General features: G+C 69.6%; 11 protein-coding genes. 10 read left to right on the forward strand and 1 reads right to left on the reverse strand.

Annotated elements, in window-relative coordinates:
• The first annotated feature begins 5 nt into the window (after nucleotides 1-5).
• The 4 genes from BLR90_RS19480 (at nucleotide 6) to BLR90_RS19495 (ending at nucleotide 4,077) form a co-directional block, all read left to right on the forward strand.
• On the forward strand, nucleotides 6-515 hold the full coding sequence (locus BLR90_RS19480) for an acyl-CoA thioesterase (RefSeq protein WP_245715419.1): 510 nt from the start codon (nucleotides 6-8) through the stop codon (nucleotides 513-515).
• 105 nt (nucleotides 516-620) lie between these two features.
• Nucleotides 621-2,030, forward strand: coding sequence for an LCP family protein (locus tag BLR90_RS19485; RefSeq protein WP_091026896.1), 1,410 nt, complete (start codon nucleotides 621-623; stop codon nucleotides 2,028-2,030).
• Between the two features lie 102 nt (nucleotides 2,031-2,132).
• Entirely contained in the window at nucleotides 2,133-3,137 is a 1,005-nt protein-coding gene (locus tag BLR90_RS19490) for a glycosyltransferase family 2 protein (RefSeq protein WP_091026937.1), read from the forward strand.
• Nucleotides 3,130-4,077, forward strand: coding sequence for a glycosyltransferase family 2 protein (locus BLR90_RS19495; protein ID WP_091026897.1), 948 nt, complete (start codon nucleotides 3,130-3,132; stop codon nucleotides 4,075-4,077). Before BLR90_RS19490 ends, BLR90_RS19495 begins: the two co-directional genes overlap by 8 nt.
• Here the strand turns inward: BLR90_RS19495 and BLR90_RS19500 are convergent.
• Nucleotides 4,052-5,140 carry a phosphatase PAP2 family protein gene (locus tag BLR90_RS19500; RefSeq protein WP_091026898.1) on the reverse strand — a complete coding sequence of 363 codons (1,089 nt, stop codon included), beginning with the start codon at nucleotides 5,138-5,140 and terminating at the stop codon, nucleotides 4,052-4,054. The genes BLR90_RS19495 and BLR90_RS19500 overlap by 26 nt on opposite strands.
• 134 nt (nucleotides 5,141-5,274) lie before the next feature.
• Here BLR90_RS19500 and glf point away from each other — a divergent pair, with 134 nt between their 5' ends.
• The 6 genes from glf (at nucleotide 5,275) to BLR90_RS19530 (ending at nucleotide 15,052) form a co-directional block, all read left to right on the forward strand.
• A complete protein-coding gene (glf, locus tag BLR90_RS19505; RefSeq protein ID WP_218029468.1) occupies nucleotides 5,275-6,486 on the forward strand; it encodes a UDP-galactopyranose mutase in 1,212 nt (403 codons plus the stop codon).
• On the forward strand, nucleotides 6,487-8,478 hold the full coding sequence (locus BLR90_RS19510; RefSeq protein WP_091026900.1) for a glycosyltransferase: 1,992 nt from the start codon (nucleotides 6,487-6,489) through the stop codon (nucleotides 8,476-8,478).
• Entirely contained in the window at nucleotides 8,471-9,352 is an 882-nt protein-coding gene (locus tag BLR90_RS19515; RefSeq protein ID WP_091026901.1) for an ABC transporter permease, read from the forward strand. The genes BLR90_RS19510 and BLR90_RS19515 overlap by 8 nt, the downstream gene beginning before the upstream one ends.
• A complete protein-coding gene (locus tag BLR90_RS19520; RefSeq protein WP_091026902.1) occupies nucleotides 9,352-10,152 on the forward strand; it encodes an ABC transporter ATP-binding protein in 801 nt (266 codons plus the stop codon). The genes BLR90_RS19515 and BLR90_RS19520 overlap by 1 nt, the downstream gene beginning before the upstream one ends.
• Before the next feature lie 57 nt (nucleotides 10,153-10,209).
• Entirely contained in the window at nucleotides 10,210-11,961 is a 1,752-nt protein-coding gene (locus BLR90_RS19525) for a peptidoglycan recognition protein family protein (RefSeq protein WP_143016277.1), read from the forward strand.
• A gap of 256 nt (nucleotides 11,962-12,217) precedes the next feature.
• Nucleotides 12,218-15,052 (forward strand): FG-GAP-like repeat-containing protein, encoded by a 2,835-nt coding sequence (locus BLR90_RS19530; RefSeq protein WP_143016278.1) that lies wholly within the window; start codon nucleotides 12,218-12,220, stop codon nucleotides 15,050-15,052.
• The last annotated feature ends 14 nt before the right edge of the window (nucleotides 15,053-15,066 follow it).

Raw genomic sequence — 15,066 nt, forward strand, 5'->3', positions numbered from 1 at the left:
GCGCGGTGACCACCCCCCTCGCCCCGCTGCACCCGTCGTACGCCCGCGTCTCGCTGGCGATGATGACCTCCGCCAACGAGGCCAACCTGCTGGGCAACATCCACGGTGGCGAGATCGTCAAGCTCGCCGACTCCACGGCCGGCGCCGTGGCGCAGCGGCACAGCGGTGGTCCGGCCGTGACCGCGGCCCTGGACGAGATGGCGTTCCTCGCGCCGGTCCACGTCGGCGACATCGTGCGCACCCTGGGCCAGGTCAACTGGGCGGGTCGCTCCTCGATGGAGATCGGGGTGCGGGTCGAGGCCCAGCCCTGGAACGACCCGTCGGCCGAGGGCCTGCACGTCGCGTCGGCCTACTTCGTCTTCGTCGCGATCGACGCCGACGGCCAGCCCCGCGCCGTACCACCGCTGCTACCCGAGACGCCTCATGAGGTACGCCGGATGCGCGAGGCCGAGATCCGGCGGGCGCACCGCCTGGCCAAGAAGACCGAGATCGACCAGGGTCGCGTCGACTCCTGAGACCTCCTGCAGACCTCGGCGCGTCGCTGCGCCGTGTGACGCGTGTGACTGGTGATACTGGCTGGCAGCACTGTTCTTCCCCCCGGTGCTGGAAAGAGGCGTCCGATGACCTCCACGGTCGAGCGCGCTGCCCGCGTCCGTTTCCGTCGAGCCGTGTCCTTGATGGTGATGACGCTCGTCGTCCCCGGATCCGCGCAGCTGGCCGCCGGCAACCGCAAGGTCGGCCTGGTCGCGTTCCGGATCTGGCTGTGCCTGCTCGGCATCGGTGCGGTCACCCTGCTCGCCGTCCTGGTCGACCGCAGCCTGGTCCTGGAGATGGGCTTCAACACGACGCTGCTGCTCTTCCTGCGCCTGGCGCTGATGGCCGCGGCGATCGGCTGGGCCGGCCTGCTCGTCGACGCCTGGCGCCTCGGCCAGCCGCTGTCGCTGGGCATGACGCACCGCCGCGCGATGGTCGGCGTCAACGGGCTCCTGTGCTTCGGCGTCGCCGGCGTGCTGCTGTTCGGCGCCCACATCGTCGGGGTGCAGCGCGACTTCATCCTCGCGCTGTCCGGCGACGGTGAGGCCACCTCCGCCCACGACGGCCGCTACAACGTGCTCTTGCTCGGCGGCGACTCCGGCGCCGGCCGCTGGGGCCTGCGGCCCGACTCGATGACCGTCGCCTCGATCGACGAGGACACCGGCCGCACCGTGCTGATCGGGCTGCCGCGCAACATGGCCAACTTCCCGTTCGCCAGGGGCTCGGTCATGCGCGAGCAGTTCCCCGACGGCTTCGACTGCGAGGGCTGCTACCTCAACGGCGTCAGCACCTGGGCCCAGGACAACACCGAGCTCTTCCCCGACTCGACCAACCCCGGCGTCGACGCCACGATCATGGCGATCGAGGGCATCACCGGGCTGAAGATCAACTACTGGGCGATGGTCAACCTCGCCGGCTTCAAGGACCTCGTCGACGCCGTCGGCGGCGTCACCCTCAACGTGCGTCAGCCGATCCCGGTCGGCGGCCTCGGCTCCGACGTCACCGGCTACATCGACCCGGGCGTCCGCAAGCTCAACGGCCACGACACCCTCTGGTACGCCCGGGCCCGCGAGGGCTCCGACGACTACTCCCGGATGGCCCGGCAGAAGTGCGTCATGAACGCGATGCTCGAGCAGGTCAGCCCGCAGACCGCGGTCCGCAACTTCTCCGACATCGCCGAGGCGTCCTCCGAGATGCTCTCGACCAACCTGCCGTCCTCGGAGTTCGCGACCTTCGTGTCGCTGGCCCTCAAGGCCCGTGACCAGAAGATCGCGAGCCTCTCCCTGGTCCCGCCGATGATCAACACCGGCGACCCGGACATCAAGCTGGTCCACCGCAAGGTCGCCGAGGCCATCGACCGCGCCGAGGGCCAGGCCCCGCCCCCCGACAAGTCAGCGAAGGCCAAGCAGCCCGACTCCGTCACGGGGGGCTCCGTCGGCTCCCTCAGCGAGGGCTACGCCGCCAACGACTCCGAGGACCTCGGCGCCGCCTGCTGACCTTGCACTGCGCCGCGAGAACGCGGGTCGTGTGCCCCACCGTGCGCTCCGGTGCACCCTCGGGCACACGACCCGACCAACCCTCGCCCTAGGGTGTACGCCGTGACCGACCAGCCCCCTGCGACCTCCCCGCGGGTGGTGGCCGTGGTCGTCACGTTCAACCGGCTGGGGCTGCTCGAGCGGCTGGTCGGGCGACTGCGTGACTTCCCTGCGGTCGCGGAGATCCTGGTCGTCGACAACGCGTCGACCGACGGCACGGGGGAGTGGCTGGCCCAGCAGGGCGACCAGGGTGACCTGGTCAGCCGGACCCTGGCCGACAACCGCGGTGGCGCCGGCGGGTTCCACGACGGGCTGGAGTGGGCGATGGAGCGCGGCGCCGACCTGGCCTGGCTGATGGACGACGACGGCCTGCCGGACCGCGACTGCCTGAGCCTCCTCCTCGAGCGCACCGACCTGGACTTCTGGGGGCCGGTGGTCGTCGACGAGCAGCGCACTGAGCGGCTGGTCTTCCCGATCCGGCTCCCCGGCGGCACCAGGACCGTGCACGAGATGGACGACGTCCGGGCGGCCGCCGACGACGGGCTGATCCGCGACGTGGTCATCCCCTTCAACGGCGTGCTGGTCACCCGCGCGCTGGTCGAGCGGATCGGGCTGCCCCGGGCGGAGTTCTTCATCTGGGGCGACGACCACGAGTACCGCCTGCGCGCCGAGCGTGCCGGCGGCCGGATCGCCACCGTCGTGGGCGCACGGGTGCTGCACCCCAGCGTGGGCGAGCTCGGCACCCCGATGATGTTCGGCCGCACGACCTACAACCACACGCCCAGCGACCTCAAGCACTACTGCATGGCCCGCAACAACACCCTCAACCTGCGCACCTACCGCGGCTGGCCGCACGTGCTGATGTTCTGGGTCAAGACCGTGTGGTTCTACCTGTTCACCCGCCCCCAGCCGCGCCGCGTGGTCACCAGCGCCCGGGCGGCGTACGCCGGTCTGCGCGGCGACTTCACCGGCCACCGGAGATACCTCAGTACCACCCCACGACGTTCTTCGTCTCCCCCGCTTCGCTCCTCCGACGAACAACGCCGCGGGGACCCCGGCCATGGCTGAGGTGCGAGCGCAGCGCGAGACCGTTGCCGTCGTGGTCGTGACCTACAACCGCGCCGACCTGCTGGTCGGGATGCTCGACGGCCTCGCGGCCCTCGAGCGCCGGCCCGACGCGGTGATCGTCGTCGACAACGCCAGCACCGACCACACCCAGGACGTGCTGCGCCGCGACGACCTGCCGCTCCAGGTCCTCACCACCCCCGAGAACCTCGGCGGCGCCGGAGGGTTCCACCTCGGCGTGCGGACGGCGTACGACCAGGGCTTCGACCGGATCTGGCTCATGGACGACGACGTGGTGCCCGCACCCGACTGCCTCACCGTGCTCATGTCCCACGACGAGGACTGCCTGATGTCGGTGCGCGAGGACACCTCCGGGCAGCTGGTCGAGAAGGCCGCCACCCGCTTCGACCTGCGCAACCCGCTCGCGATCAAGCCGAAGACCGGCATGGTCGAGACCGTCTACGGCACCCGCGAGGCGATGCCCGAGCTCGTGGAGCTCGACAACGTGGCGTTCGAGGGGTTCCTGGTCCGACGCACCGTGGTCGCGGAGATCGGGCTGCCCGACCCGGCCTACTTCATCTTCTACGACGACGTCGACTTCGCCCTGCGCGCCCGTCGCGCCGGCCGCCGGATCTGGGGCGTCCGCGACGCCGTCCTGGTCCGCCAGCTCGCCTTCGACCAGCAGCACGACCTGGCCGGGTGGAAGGGCTACTTCATGTACCGCAACCTGTTCGTCGTGCACCTGCGGTACGGCGAGAACGTCGCCGTCCGCCTCAAGCCGTGGCTGATCGCGCTCGCGGTGGCGGTGCTGAGCCCCCTGCGCGGCGGGCGGTCCGAGGCCCGCAACGTGCTCCGCGCGCTGCGCGACGCCCGGGGGCTGCGCCGGCTCTCGCCGGCCGCGGCACCCGCGGCGCTGCTCAACCCGCCGTCGAGTCCTCGCTGACGACGCTCGGCTCAGGCTCGTGGTTCCGACGCAGCTTGGGCCGTAGCCCGACCCGGTTGCCGGTGGCCATCGCGGCCAGCCAGACCGTGCTCGCGCCCAGGGCGGCGCCGGCGATCGCGTCGATGAAGAAGTGCCAGCCGAGGTAGACGGTCGCGAACACCGTCAGCACCAGGAAGACCCACGAGGTGACCCGGATCCACCGCGACAGCCCGACGTACTCCACGATCAGGCAGATCGTCAGCATGATCCCGACGTGCAAGGACGCGAAGGCCGCGATCGTCTGCAGGGTCCCGGAGCCGACCACGTCGCCCACCACCGTGACCCGGTCGTCCCACATGCTCGTCTGCAGCTTGGACACGTAGGTCTCCGGCAGGTCCGCGAAGGTCTTGGGATCGGAGTAGATGGGGCCGACGGACGGGAACATGAGGTAGATCGCCGCGCCCAGCGCCCAGTCGAACGCGACCGCGGTGACGTACCAGGAGCCGGCCGCCGTGTGGCGGGTCCAGACCAGTGCGATCGCGATCGAGACCGGCACCAGCACGATCCAGATGATGTAGACGGCCGAGAACAGCTGCGCGGCGAAGCCGGTGCCGAGCAGGTCGTGCAGGACCTTGGCCGGGTCGTGGCCCAGCCACAGGATCTTGTCGAGGTTGGCCATCTGCGTGTCGTAGACGTTGTCGGTCGCGGACAGCGGGTCGCCCTCGGCGTGGACGAACGGGACGAAGCTCTTGAGGTTGCGGAACGTCGCGTAGCAGAGGTACCAGGCCATGACGCCGCCCAGCGCGAAGCGCCAGTGCGAGGCGGGCCACCGCTCCCGGGTGATCTCGCGGGTCACCGTCCAGAGCGTCCGGGGCGTCCGGCGGGCCCGCCAGAGGGCGCGCGGCACGATGTCGAGGGAGATCGCGCCGAGCACGATCGCCGGGAAGCGGATGTAGCCCGGGATGAGGCTGTCGGGGTCGCGGATGGGCAGGTTCTCGAGCCAGGCGATGAGGAGCGTGGCGGCGGCCATGAGGAGGCCAGCAAGCCACGCATAGCGGAAGTCTTCGCCAACAGATCGTGACATCGTTCGCACCTGCACGCGGACAGCCTAGAACTACCCCCCGACAGTTGGTGCAATCTTCACGGCGTGTGACCCGCGCCATGCGCGACGCGCGGGGAGTGGGTGGCTAGTCCAGCCGATCCGTAGACTGACCGATCGTGCCCACCCCTGACTCGAGCCCTGACGGACTTCCCGATCTGGTCGTCGTCGGTTCCGGCTTCTTCGGCCTGACCATCGCCGAGCGCTGCGCGACCGAGCTGGGGCTCAAGGTCCTGGTCCTCGAGCGTCGCCACCACCTGGGGGGCAACGCCTACTCCGAGATCGACCCGGAGACGGGGATCGAGGTCCACGTCTACGGCACCCACCTGTTCCACACGTCCAACAAGAGGGTGTGGGAGTACGTCAACCGGTTCACCACCTTCACCGGCTACCAGCACCGCGTCTTCGCGAAGTACCAGGGGCAGGTCTACTCGTTCCCGATGAACCTCGCGCTGATCAACCAGTTCTTCGGCCGGTCGCACACCCCCGACGAGGCGCGCGCGCTCATCGCCGAGCAGTCCAGCGAGATCGCCACCGAGGACGCCACCAACCTCGAGGAGAAGGCGATCTCGTTAATCGGCCGCCCGCTCTACGAGGCGTTCGTCAAGGGCTACACCGCCAAGCAGTGGCAGACCGACCCCACCGAGCTGTCCGCTGACATCATCACGAGGCTCCCGGTCCGCTACACCTTCGACAACCGCTACTTCAACGACGACTTCGAGGGCCTGCCGACCGACGGCTACACCGCCTGGCTGACCCGGATGGCCGAGCACCCCAACATCGGGGTCCGGCTCGAGACCGACTTCCTCGACGCCTCCAACGGGGTCGCCGAGCAGTACAAGGGCAAGGTCCCGATCGTCTACACGGGCCCGGTCGACGAGTACTTCGACAACTCCGAGGGTCGACTGTCGTGGCGCACCGTCGACCTCGAGGCCGAGAAGCTGGACGTCGACGACTTCCAGGGCACGGGCGTGGTCAACTACAACGACCAGGAGGTGCCGTGGACCCGCATCCTGGAGTTCAAGCACCTCCACCCCGAGCGCACCTACCTGCCGGGCAAGACGATCGTGGTCCACGAGTACAGCCGCTTCGCCGAGGACGACGACGAGCCCTACTACCCGATCAACACCGCCGACGACCGGGCCAAGCTCCTGAAATACCGTGAGCTCGCCAAGAAGGAGCCGATGGTGCTCTTCGGAGGCCGGCTCGGCACCTACAAGTACCTTGACATGCACATGGCCATCGGGTCGGCGCTGTCGATGTTCGAGAACAAGCTGAAGCCGCACTTCGTCGACGGCGCGCCGTTGACGAGCGGGGGAGTGGACGAATAAATGACGAAGCGCCTGCTGCAACGACAGATCTTCCCGCTCGACCGGGACTTCGACGTCCTCGCGCTCTACGTCGACCCGGAGGAGGCGCGTCTGGACGCCGACAAGTACGAGATCGGTGGCAACCGGGCGGCGAAGGACCTCAACAACGCCGCGATCCGCCAGTCGACCTCGACCGGGCGCAGCATCCACCCCGACCAGATCGAGTCGCGCACGGCGTTCCGGGTGAAGTCCGGGGAGCGGCTCTCCTTCGGCACCTACTTCAACGCGTTCCCGGCGAGCTACTGGCGGCGCTGGACGATCGTCACCGACGTCACGCTCACCGTCCGGGTCGCCGGCAGGGGCGCCAGCGTCATCGTCTACAAGTCCATGGCCAACGGTCGCTCGCAGCGCGTCGAGTCGGCCGCCGTCGGTGACGAGGGGTCCGCGACGTTCGAGTTCGAGCTGTCGCTCAAGCCCTTCGTCGACGGCGGTTGGTACTGGTACAACGTCGTCGCCGGTGACGAGGACGTCGTCGTCGAGTCGGCCGAGTGGAGCACCGACGTTCCCGAGGACCGCGCGGCCCACGGCACCGTCGACATCGCGATCACGACGATGAACCGTCCCGACTTCTGCGCCAAGCTGCTCACGCAGATCGGCGAGGACGACGACCTCCGGCCCTACCTCGACACCGTGTTCGTCATGGAGCAGGGCACCGACAAGGTCGTCGACTCGCCCGAGTTCGCGAAGGCGGAGGGCACCCTGGGAGCCACTCTGCGGATGATCGAGCAGGGCAACCTGGGCGGCTCCGGCGGCTACGCCCGCGGCCAGCTCGAGTCGCTGCGCAAGGGCACCGCGACCTACGCGATGATGATGGACGACGACGTCGTCTGTGAGCCCGAGGGCATCATCCGGGCGATCACGTTCGGTGACCTGGCTCGCCGCCCCACGATCGTGGGCGGCCACATGTTCAGCCTCTTCAGCCGCTCGCGACTGCACTCGTTCGGCGAGATCATCCAGCCCTGGCGCTTCTGGTGGCAGTCGCCCCTGGACACCTTCTCCGACTGGGACCTCTCCGCGCGCAACCTGCGCTCGAGCCGCTGGATGCACAAGCGCGTCGACGTCGACTTCAACGGCTGGTTCATGTGCCTGATCCCGCGCCAGGTGATCGCCGACATCGGGCTCTCGCTGCCCCTGTTCATCAAGTGGGACGACTCCGAGTACGGCCTGCGCGCCAAGGAGGCCGGCTACCCGACCGTGACCTTCCCCGGTGCCGCCGTCTGGCACGTCCCGTGGACCGACAAGAACGACGCCCTCGACTGGCAGGCCTACTTCCACCACCGCAACCGCTTCGTGACGGCGCTGCTCCACTCGCCGTACCCCAAGGGCGGGCGGATGATCCGCGAGAGCCTCAACCACCAGATCGCGCACCTGGTGTCGATGCAGTACTCCACCGCCGAGCTGCGGCTCCAGGCGATGGAGGACGTGCTCGCCGGCCCGCACAAGCTGCACGGGATGCTGCCCAACCGGCTGACGGAGGTCAACGCGTTCCGCAAGCAGTTCCGCGACGCGCAGCTCCAGCCCGACCCGGACGCGTTCCCGTCCATCCGGCGCAAGAAGCCCCCGCGCAAGGGCCGCGGCGCTGTCGAGGTGCCGGGCCGGGTCTCGCAGCTGATCACCGCCGGGCTGGCGCCGCTGCGCCAGCTCAAGCCGCCCCGCGAGCTGTCCCGCGAGCACCCCGAGGCCGAGATCCGGGCCATGGACGCCAAGTGGTACCGCCTGGCGAGCTTCGACTCCGCGATCGTGTCGATGAACGACGGCACGTCGGCGGCGTTCTACCAGCGCGACAACGTCAAGTTCCGCGACCTGATGAAGCGCACCCTGGAGATCCACGAGCGCTACCGGCGCGAGTGGCCGCGGCTGGCCCAGCTCTACCGCGACGAGCTCGGCTCGATCACCGCCCCCGAGGCGTGGGACGAGACCTTCAAGCCGTGGACCCAGGGTGTCGATGACTGAGCACGTGCCAGTCGCGGAGCAGCCGCTCGCCCCGCCGTCGGCGTCCAACGGTCTGCTCGGTGTCTTCGGGCGCCGCTACCTGCTGCGGCTTCTCGTACGCCGTGAGATCAGCGCGCGCTACCAGGGCTCGTTCCTCGGCCTGCTGTGGTCCTACATCAACCCGCTGTCGCAGTTCTTCATCTTCTGGTTCGTGATGGGCAAGATCATCGGGATGGGCGACAAGGCCGAGAACTATCCCGTCCACGTCTTCGCCGGACTGATCATCGTCCACTTCTTTGTCGAGACGTTCAACGCCGGCACCCGCTCGATCGTGCGCAACAAGGCCCTGGTCAAGAAGATGGCGATGCCGCGGGAGATGTTTCCGGTCGCCTCGATGCTGGTGTCGCTGTTCCACGTGGGCCCGCAGCTGGTGATCCTGCTGGTCGCGTGCCTCGCGACCGGGTGGGCACCGGATCCGGTGGGAATGGTGGCGGGCCTGCTCGCGCTCGGGATCGTGATGTTCCTGGGCACGTCGCTGGCCCTGCTCTTCAGCACCGCTAACGTGTTCTTCCGCGACTTCAGCAGCGCGGTCTCGATCATGACCAACTTCGTGCGCTTCGGGGTCCCGATGATCTACCCCTACACCCTCGTCGCCGATCGGTTCGCTGGTCACACCGAGCTCTACCTCGCCAACCCGATCGCCGACGCCGTGCTCCTGATGCAGCGCGCGTTCTGGACCGGGACCACCGACGACCCCGCCGCGACCGCGCTGGTGCACCTGCCCGACCACCTGCTCAGCCGCGGCGCGATCGCGCTCGGGGCGTCCGTGGTCATGCTGGTCATCGCGCAGCTCGTGTTCAGCAGGCTCGAGAACAAGATCCCGGAGCGGCTCTGATGAGCTACCCCAGCGACACCTCGATCGTGGTCGAGGACGTCACCAAGACGTTCACGCTGCGCTACCACCGCACCTTCAAGCAGGTCTCCGTGGCGCTGCTCAAGGGCCGCGACCTCAGCGACACGTTCAACGCGCTCGACGACGTGAGCTTCACGGTCAAGCAGGGCGAGTCGATCGGCCTGATGGGGCTCAACGGCTCCGGCAAGAGCACCCTGCTCAAGCTGGTCAACGGGATCATGAAGCCCGACTCCGGCACCGTGCTCACGCGCGGGCGGATCGCGGGCCTGATCGCCACCGGCGCCGGCTTCCACCCCCAGCTCACCGGCCGCGAGAACGTCTACCTCAACGCCGCGGTGCTCGGGATGAGCGAACGGGAGACCGCGCGCAAGTTCGACGACATCATCGAGTTCGCCGAGATCGGCCGCCACCTCGACGCCCCCGTCGGCAACTACTCCTCGGGTCAGTTCGCCCGGCTCGGCTTCGCCGTCGCTGTCCACGTCGACTCCGACATCTTCCTCGCCGACGAGGTGCTCGCCGTCGGCGACCGCCCGTTCAAGAAGAAGTGCATGGAGAAGATGCAGGAGATCCGCGACAGCGGCCGCACCCTCTTCTACGTCAGCCACGCCGCCGCCTCGGTCCGCAAGATGTGCGACCGGGTGATCGTCCTCGAGAACGGCAAGGTCGGCTTCGACGGCGCCGTCAACGCCGGGATCAAGTACCTCAAGTACGAGGACGAGAACCCCGACAACGACCCCGACGACATGGGCGACCTCGACGAGGAGCTCGGCGCCGACATCTGACACGCCTGGGTCCCCGGGTTGCGACGTGAGTGGCCTATGTGACTCACAATGGTGGTCATGCCTCCCGAGTCGACACCGCGCCGCCCCCTGCTCAAGGCCATGGCGGGCGGAGTCGTCGCGATAGGTGCGGTAGGCGCGGTCGTGCGCGTCACGAGCGGCGACGACGGACCGGGTGGTGCCAGCGGCCGCCTCGAGCTGTCCGGCCAGGGCGCGGGCGGGGTCGGCGCACTCGACCTGCGCCTCGGCGACGACCTGCTCCCACAGATCTCCGGCGGACGCTTCCGGTCGGCCCAGCTGCCGACCACCACGCACTCGATGCTCGCGTTCACCTGGACCGGCACCGCGGAGCCTCGCATCCAGATCAAGTCCCGCCGCCGTGGAGCCTGGAGCCCGTGGCAGGCGGTCGAGGTCCTGCGCGACCTGCCCGACCTCGACTCCGGGGAGCGGAGCGGTGTCACGGGCACTGACCTGCTGTGGATCGGCGACTCCGACGGGATCCAGATCCACGTGGCCGGCGGGCGTCCGCAGGACCTGACGCTGGTGCTCCTGCACCCCTCGCGCGAGCGCAGCGACGCACTGCTCGACGCGGACGCGAGTCGTCGTACGACCTCGGTGCAGACTCGCGCGACCCCCACGGTCCCGCGCCCCACCATCGTCGCGCGCAGGACGTGGGGGGCCGACGAGTCCCTGCGCGACGGAGCGCCGCGCTACAACGAGACGATCAAGCAGGTCCACATCCACCACACGGTCAGCTCCAACGACTATGCCAAGGAGGACGTGGCGGGCCTGATCCGGGGCATGTACCGCTACCACACCCAGAACCTGGGCTGGTCCGACCTTGGCTACAACTTCCTCGTCGACCGCTTCGGCCGGATCTGGGAGGGACGCGCCGGGGGACCTGCCAAGGCGGTGCGCGGCGCGCACACCCTCGGCTTCAACGACACCTCCACCGGCATCTCGGTCATCGGCAACTTCGACCTGGTCAAGCCCGGCAAGGCCATCATCGACGCGGTCGCGTCGATCGCGGCGTGGAAGCTCGACCTCTACGGCCGCAAGGCCGACGGCTTCGTGCGCGTCGCGTCCGAGGGCAGCGACAAGTACAGCGCGTCGCGCGTGGTCAAGCTCCCCGCCATCGACGGCCATCGCGACACCAACGACACCGCCTGCCCGGGGCAGCACCTCTACGACGTGCTGCCGACCATCCGCAAGCGCACCCAGGCTGTCATCGACCGCTACCGCGACGCTGCCGACCCGATCGCTGTGACCCGACCGGCCACCCTGTCCGGGACCCCTGCGTTCGGCGAGCAGCTCGTCCTCTCGCCCGGGGACTACACACCGGCCGACGCCACCCACACCTTCGCCTGGGCCCGCGACGACGTCGTGATCACGGGTGCCTCCGGGGCGGTCTACACCTGCGTCGCCGCCGACGTCGGCGCCGTGATCTCGGGTGGTCTCGAGCTCAGCTCGCCAGGGCGTGAGCCCGTCACCCAGGTGCTGCGGGCGCCCGGCCCCGTCACCGCTCCGTCGACCGTCACCGTCGGCACCCGCGCCGGCAGCAAGGGCTACGCGACGATCTATGTCCAGGTCAGCCCGCCCTCCGGCTCGACCGCCGTGGCCACCGGCAAGATCCGGGTCCAGGTCAACAACCGGACCAAGACCGTCTCCCTCGCCGACGGCGCGGGCGTGGCCCGCTTCGGACGCGGTCGCGGCTTCAGGCCCGGCCGCTACAACGTGACCGTCGTCTACCCCGGCAACGGCGTCGTCCGCGGCTCGCGCGCCGAGACCACGATCACCATCCCCCCGCGCTGACTCCCGCGCTGACTCCGCTTTGAGTCGGAGCCGCGAGCCCACACCCGACTGATCCTCGGGTCGACCGGCGCGCCCGCGCGTGGCGCGAGAAACTTGACAAATCTCGAAGCGATCGGCGTGTCGAGTGGAAATTACACGTTTGTAGTTACTCAGTTTCTCTGTTCGGGCCCCTGTTGCTCGTGTGACAGTTGCTTCTCGTGTGACTCTTCCCCTCGCACTGGAGCAAGTGAAAATGCCCTCGAACAAAGCTCGCTACGTGACTGCCTGTCAGCAGCTGCTGACCCTCGGTCTGGTCCTCGCCGCACTCACCCCGGCTGCCAGCGTCGTCTCCATCGACGTGGTCCACCAGGCGCCGCTCAACACCCCCACCTCGCTCGCGGCCTACGCCCGGGCGACGACCGCGACGTCGGTGCTGCCGGCCACCGTGGTCGACCCGGTGGTGACCGAGTACGCGCTCACGCCGCCGTCCGGCGCCTCGGGGAAGCTCATCGCCAGCGGCCTGCAGGCGCGGGTCGTCGCGGGCGGTGCGGGCGCGGGCGGCAGCAAGCTGACCAGCGTGCCCCAGAAGGTGACCGGCTACGGCGCCGTCGGCGTGACCTGGCAGCACGGGCTCGAGCTCGCGGAGAGCGACATCACGGTGCAGGTCCGCACCGAGACCGACAGCGCGTGGACCTCCTGGATGCCGGTGCAGTACGACGCCGAGCACGGCCCCGACCCCCGCAGCGACGAGGCCCGGCACGCGCGCCCCGGCACCGACGCCCTGCTGGTCGGGAACGTCGACGGGGTGCAGGTGCGGGTGACCACGCCCAACGGCGCCCCGCCGCCCGACCTCAAGCTCGCCGTGATCGCTCCGGGCGAGCCGGCCACGACCAAGGTCGAGGCCCCCGAGATCAACACCCGTGAGCTCGACGAGGCCGCCGGCGACGGGCCGGTCGAGGAGCCCCCGGTCGAGGACCCCGCCACCGACCCGGCCACCGACCCCGCGATCGACCTCCAGGCCGCGACGTACACCCCCAAGCCGGTGATCTACTCCCGTGCCCAGTGGGGCGCCGACGAGAAGATGCGCGACAAGAGCTCGCTGCACTACTTCGAGGTGCACGCCGGGTTCGTGCACCACACGGTCAACGCCAACGACTACACCGAGGCCGAGGTGCCGGGTCTGCTGCGCAGCATCTACGCCTACCACACCAAGTCCCGCGGCTGGAGCGACATCGGCTACAACTACCTCGTCGACCGGTTCGGCCGGATCTGGGAGGGCCGCTACGGAGGCGTCGACCGCCCCGTCGTGGGCGCGCACACGCTGGGCTACAACGACTACGCGTTCGCGATGTCGGCGATCGGCAACTTCGACATCAAGAAGCCGCCGGCCGCGATGGTCCAGGCGTACGGCGCCCTGTTCGCCTGGAAGCTCTCGCTGCACGGTGTCGACGCGTCGTCGCCGAGCCAGCTGGTGGGCAGCAAGGCGTTCCCGGCCGTCAACGGCCACCGGGACGCGGCCTCCACGGCCTGCCCCGGCAAGTACCTCTACGCCAAGATCGCGCGGATCCGGCAGCTCGCCGCCGCCGCCCAGCGCGGCTGGGCCGGTCGCGAGCTCGAGTCCGACCTCGCCTCGACCGCGCATCCCGACCTGATCGTGCGCAACGCCACGGACAAGATGGGCTACATCATCCCGACCGGCGGCCTGACCGCCTTCGCGCCGGGCAAGAGCGTGGCCACCGGCTTCGCCGGGGTCGACACGGTGGTCGCCTCACCCGACCTGACCGGCGACGCCAAGGGCGACCTCCTGGTGCGCGCCAAGAGCGGCGAGGCCGGCGTGATGCCGGGCGCCGGCGACGGCACCTTCGGCGACCCCGTCAAGAAGAGCGACCTGTTCGCCGGCTACGAGCTGATCACGGCCGTGGGCGACCTCGATGACGACGGCAACAACGACGTCGTGGCGCGAGCCGGCGGGACCGGACGTCTCGACGTCTTCCTCGGCGGCGGCTCAGGTGGCTTCGTGCGCCAGGAGCTGGGCCAGGGCTGGGGCGGCTACAACCGCCTCGTCGGCGCTGCGGACCTCACCGGCGACGGCGAGCCCGACCTGATCGCCCGGGAGACCGGCGGCAAGGTGTGGCTGCACGCCGGCGGCGCCGGCGCCAGCCTCAAGACCCGCACGCAGGTCGCCGGGGCCTGGAAGCAGTTCGACACCATCACCGGCTTCGGGGACTTCAACTCCGACCGGGTGCCCGACCTCTACGTCCGACGTACCTCCGACCAGATGGGCTTCGTCCTGCCGGGCCGCGGTGGCGGCACGTTCGGCCACCCGCTGGGCCCGATCGTGCGCACCAAGGACACCTACGGCATCACCGCCGCGCCGCTCGTGGGCGGCGGCGGGGCCGACCTCGTGGCCCGCCGCGGCGACGCGATCCTGGTCCTCCAGAACACCAACGGCTTCGACACCGGCCGCCCGATCGCGACCGGGGTCAACCTGTCCACGGTCAACCGGGTACTCAACGCCGGTGACTGGAACCGCGACGGCTTCGGCGACATCATCACCCGCGAGACGGCGACCGGGACCCTGCACCTGCGGCTCGGCAACGGCAAGGGCGCCTTCGCCGCACCGAAGGCGATCGCCAGCGGGTTCTCCAAGGTGCAGCTCCTCGCGGCCGTGGGCGACATGACCGGTGACGGGTGGCCGGACCTGATGGGCCAGCCGGCCGGCTCCGACATGCGGATCTACCCGGGCCGGGGCGTCGACGGCCTCCGCAGCGGCTACGTGGCCGCGGGCCGGGTCACGGCGTCGCGCCAGATTCCGATCGGCCGCTACAACACCGACGGAGCCCCCGACCTGCTGTTCCGCAACGGCTCCCAGCTGCTGCTCTACCCCGGCAACGGCCCGGGCGGGCTGACCGGCTCCAAGACGCTGTCGCTCAACCTGACGCCGTACGACTGGGTGATCGGGATCAGCGACATCGGCCTGGTGGGCCACGCCGACCTGATCGTGCGCGACAAGGCCAGTGGCTACCTCTACCTCGTGCCGACCACCCCGACCGGGTTCGGCAAGCGCCGCTTCATCGGAGACGGAATGGGAGCCTACGACCTGGCGGGATAACAGACGTCCTGGAG

Origin of the sequence: Nocardioides szechwanensis (assembly GCF_900103935.1) — a bacterium.
Taxonomy (GTDB): domain Bacteria; phylum Actinomycetota; class Actinomycetes; order Propionibacteriales; family Nocardioidaceae; genus Nocardioides; species Nocardioides szechwanensis.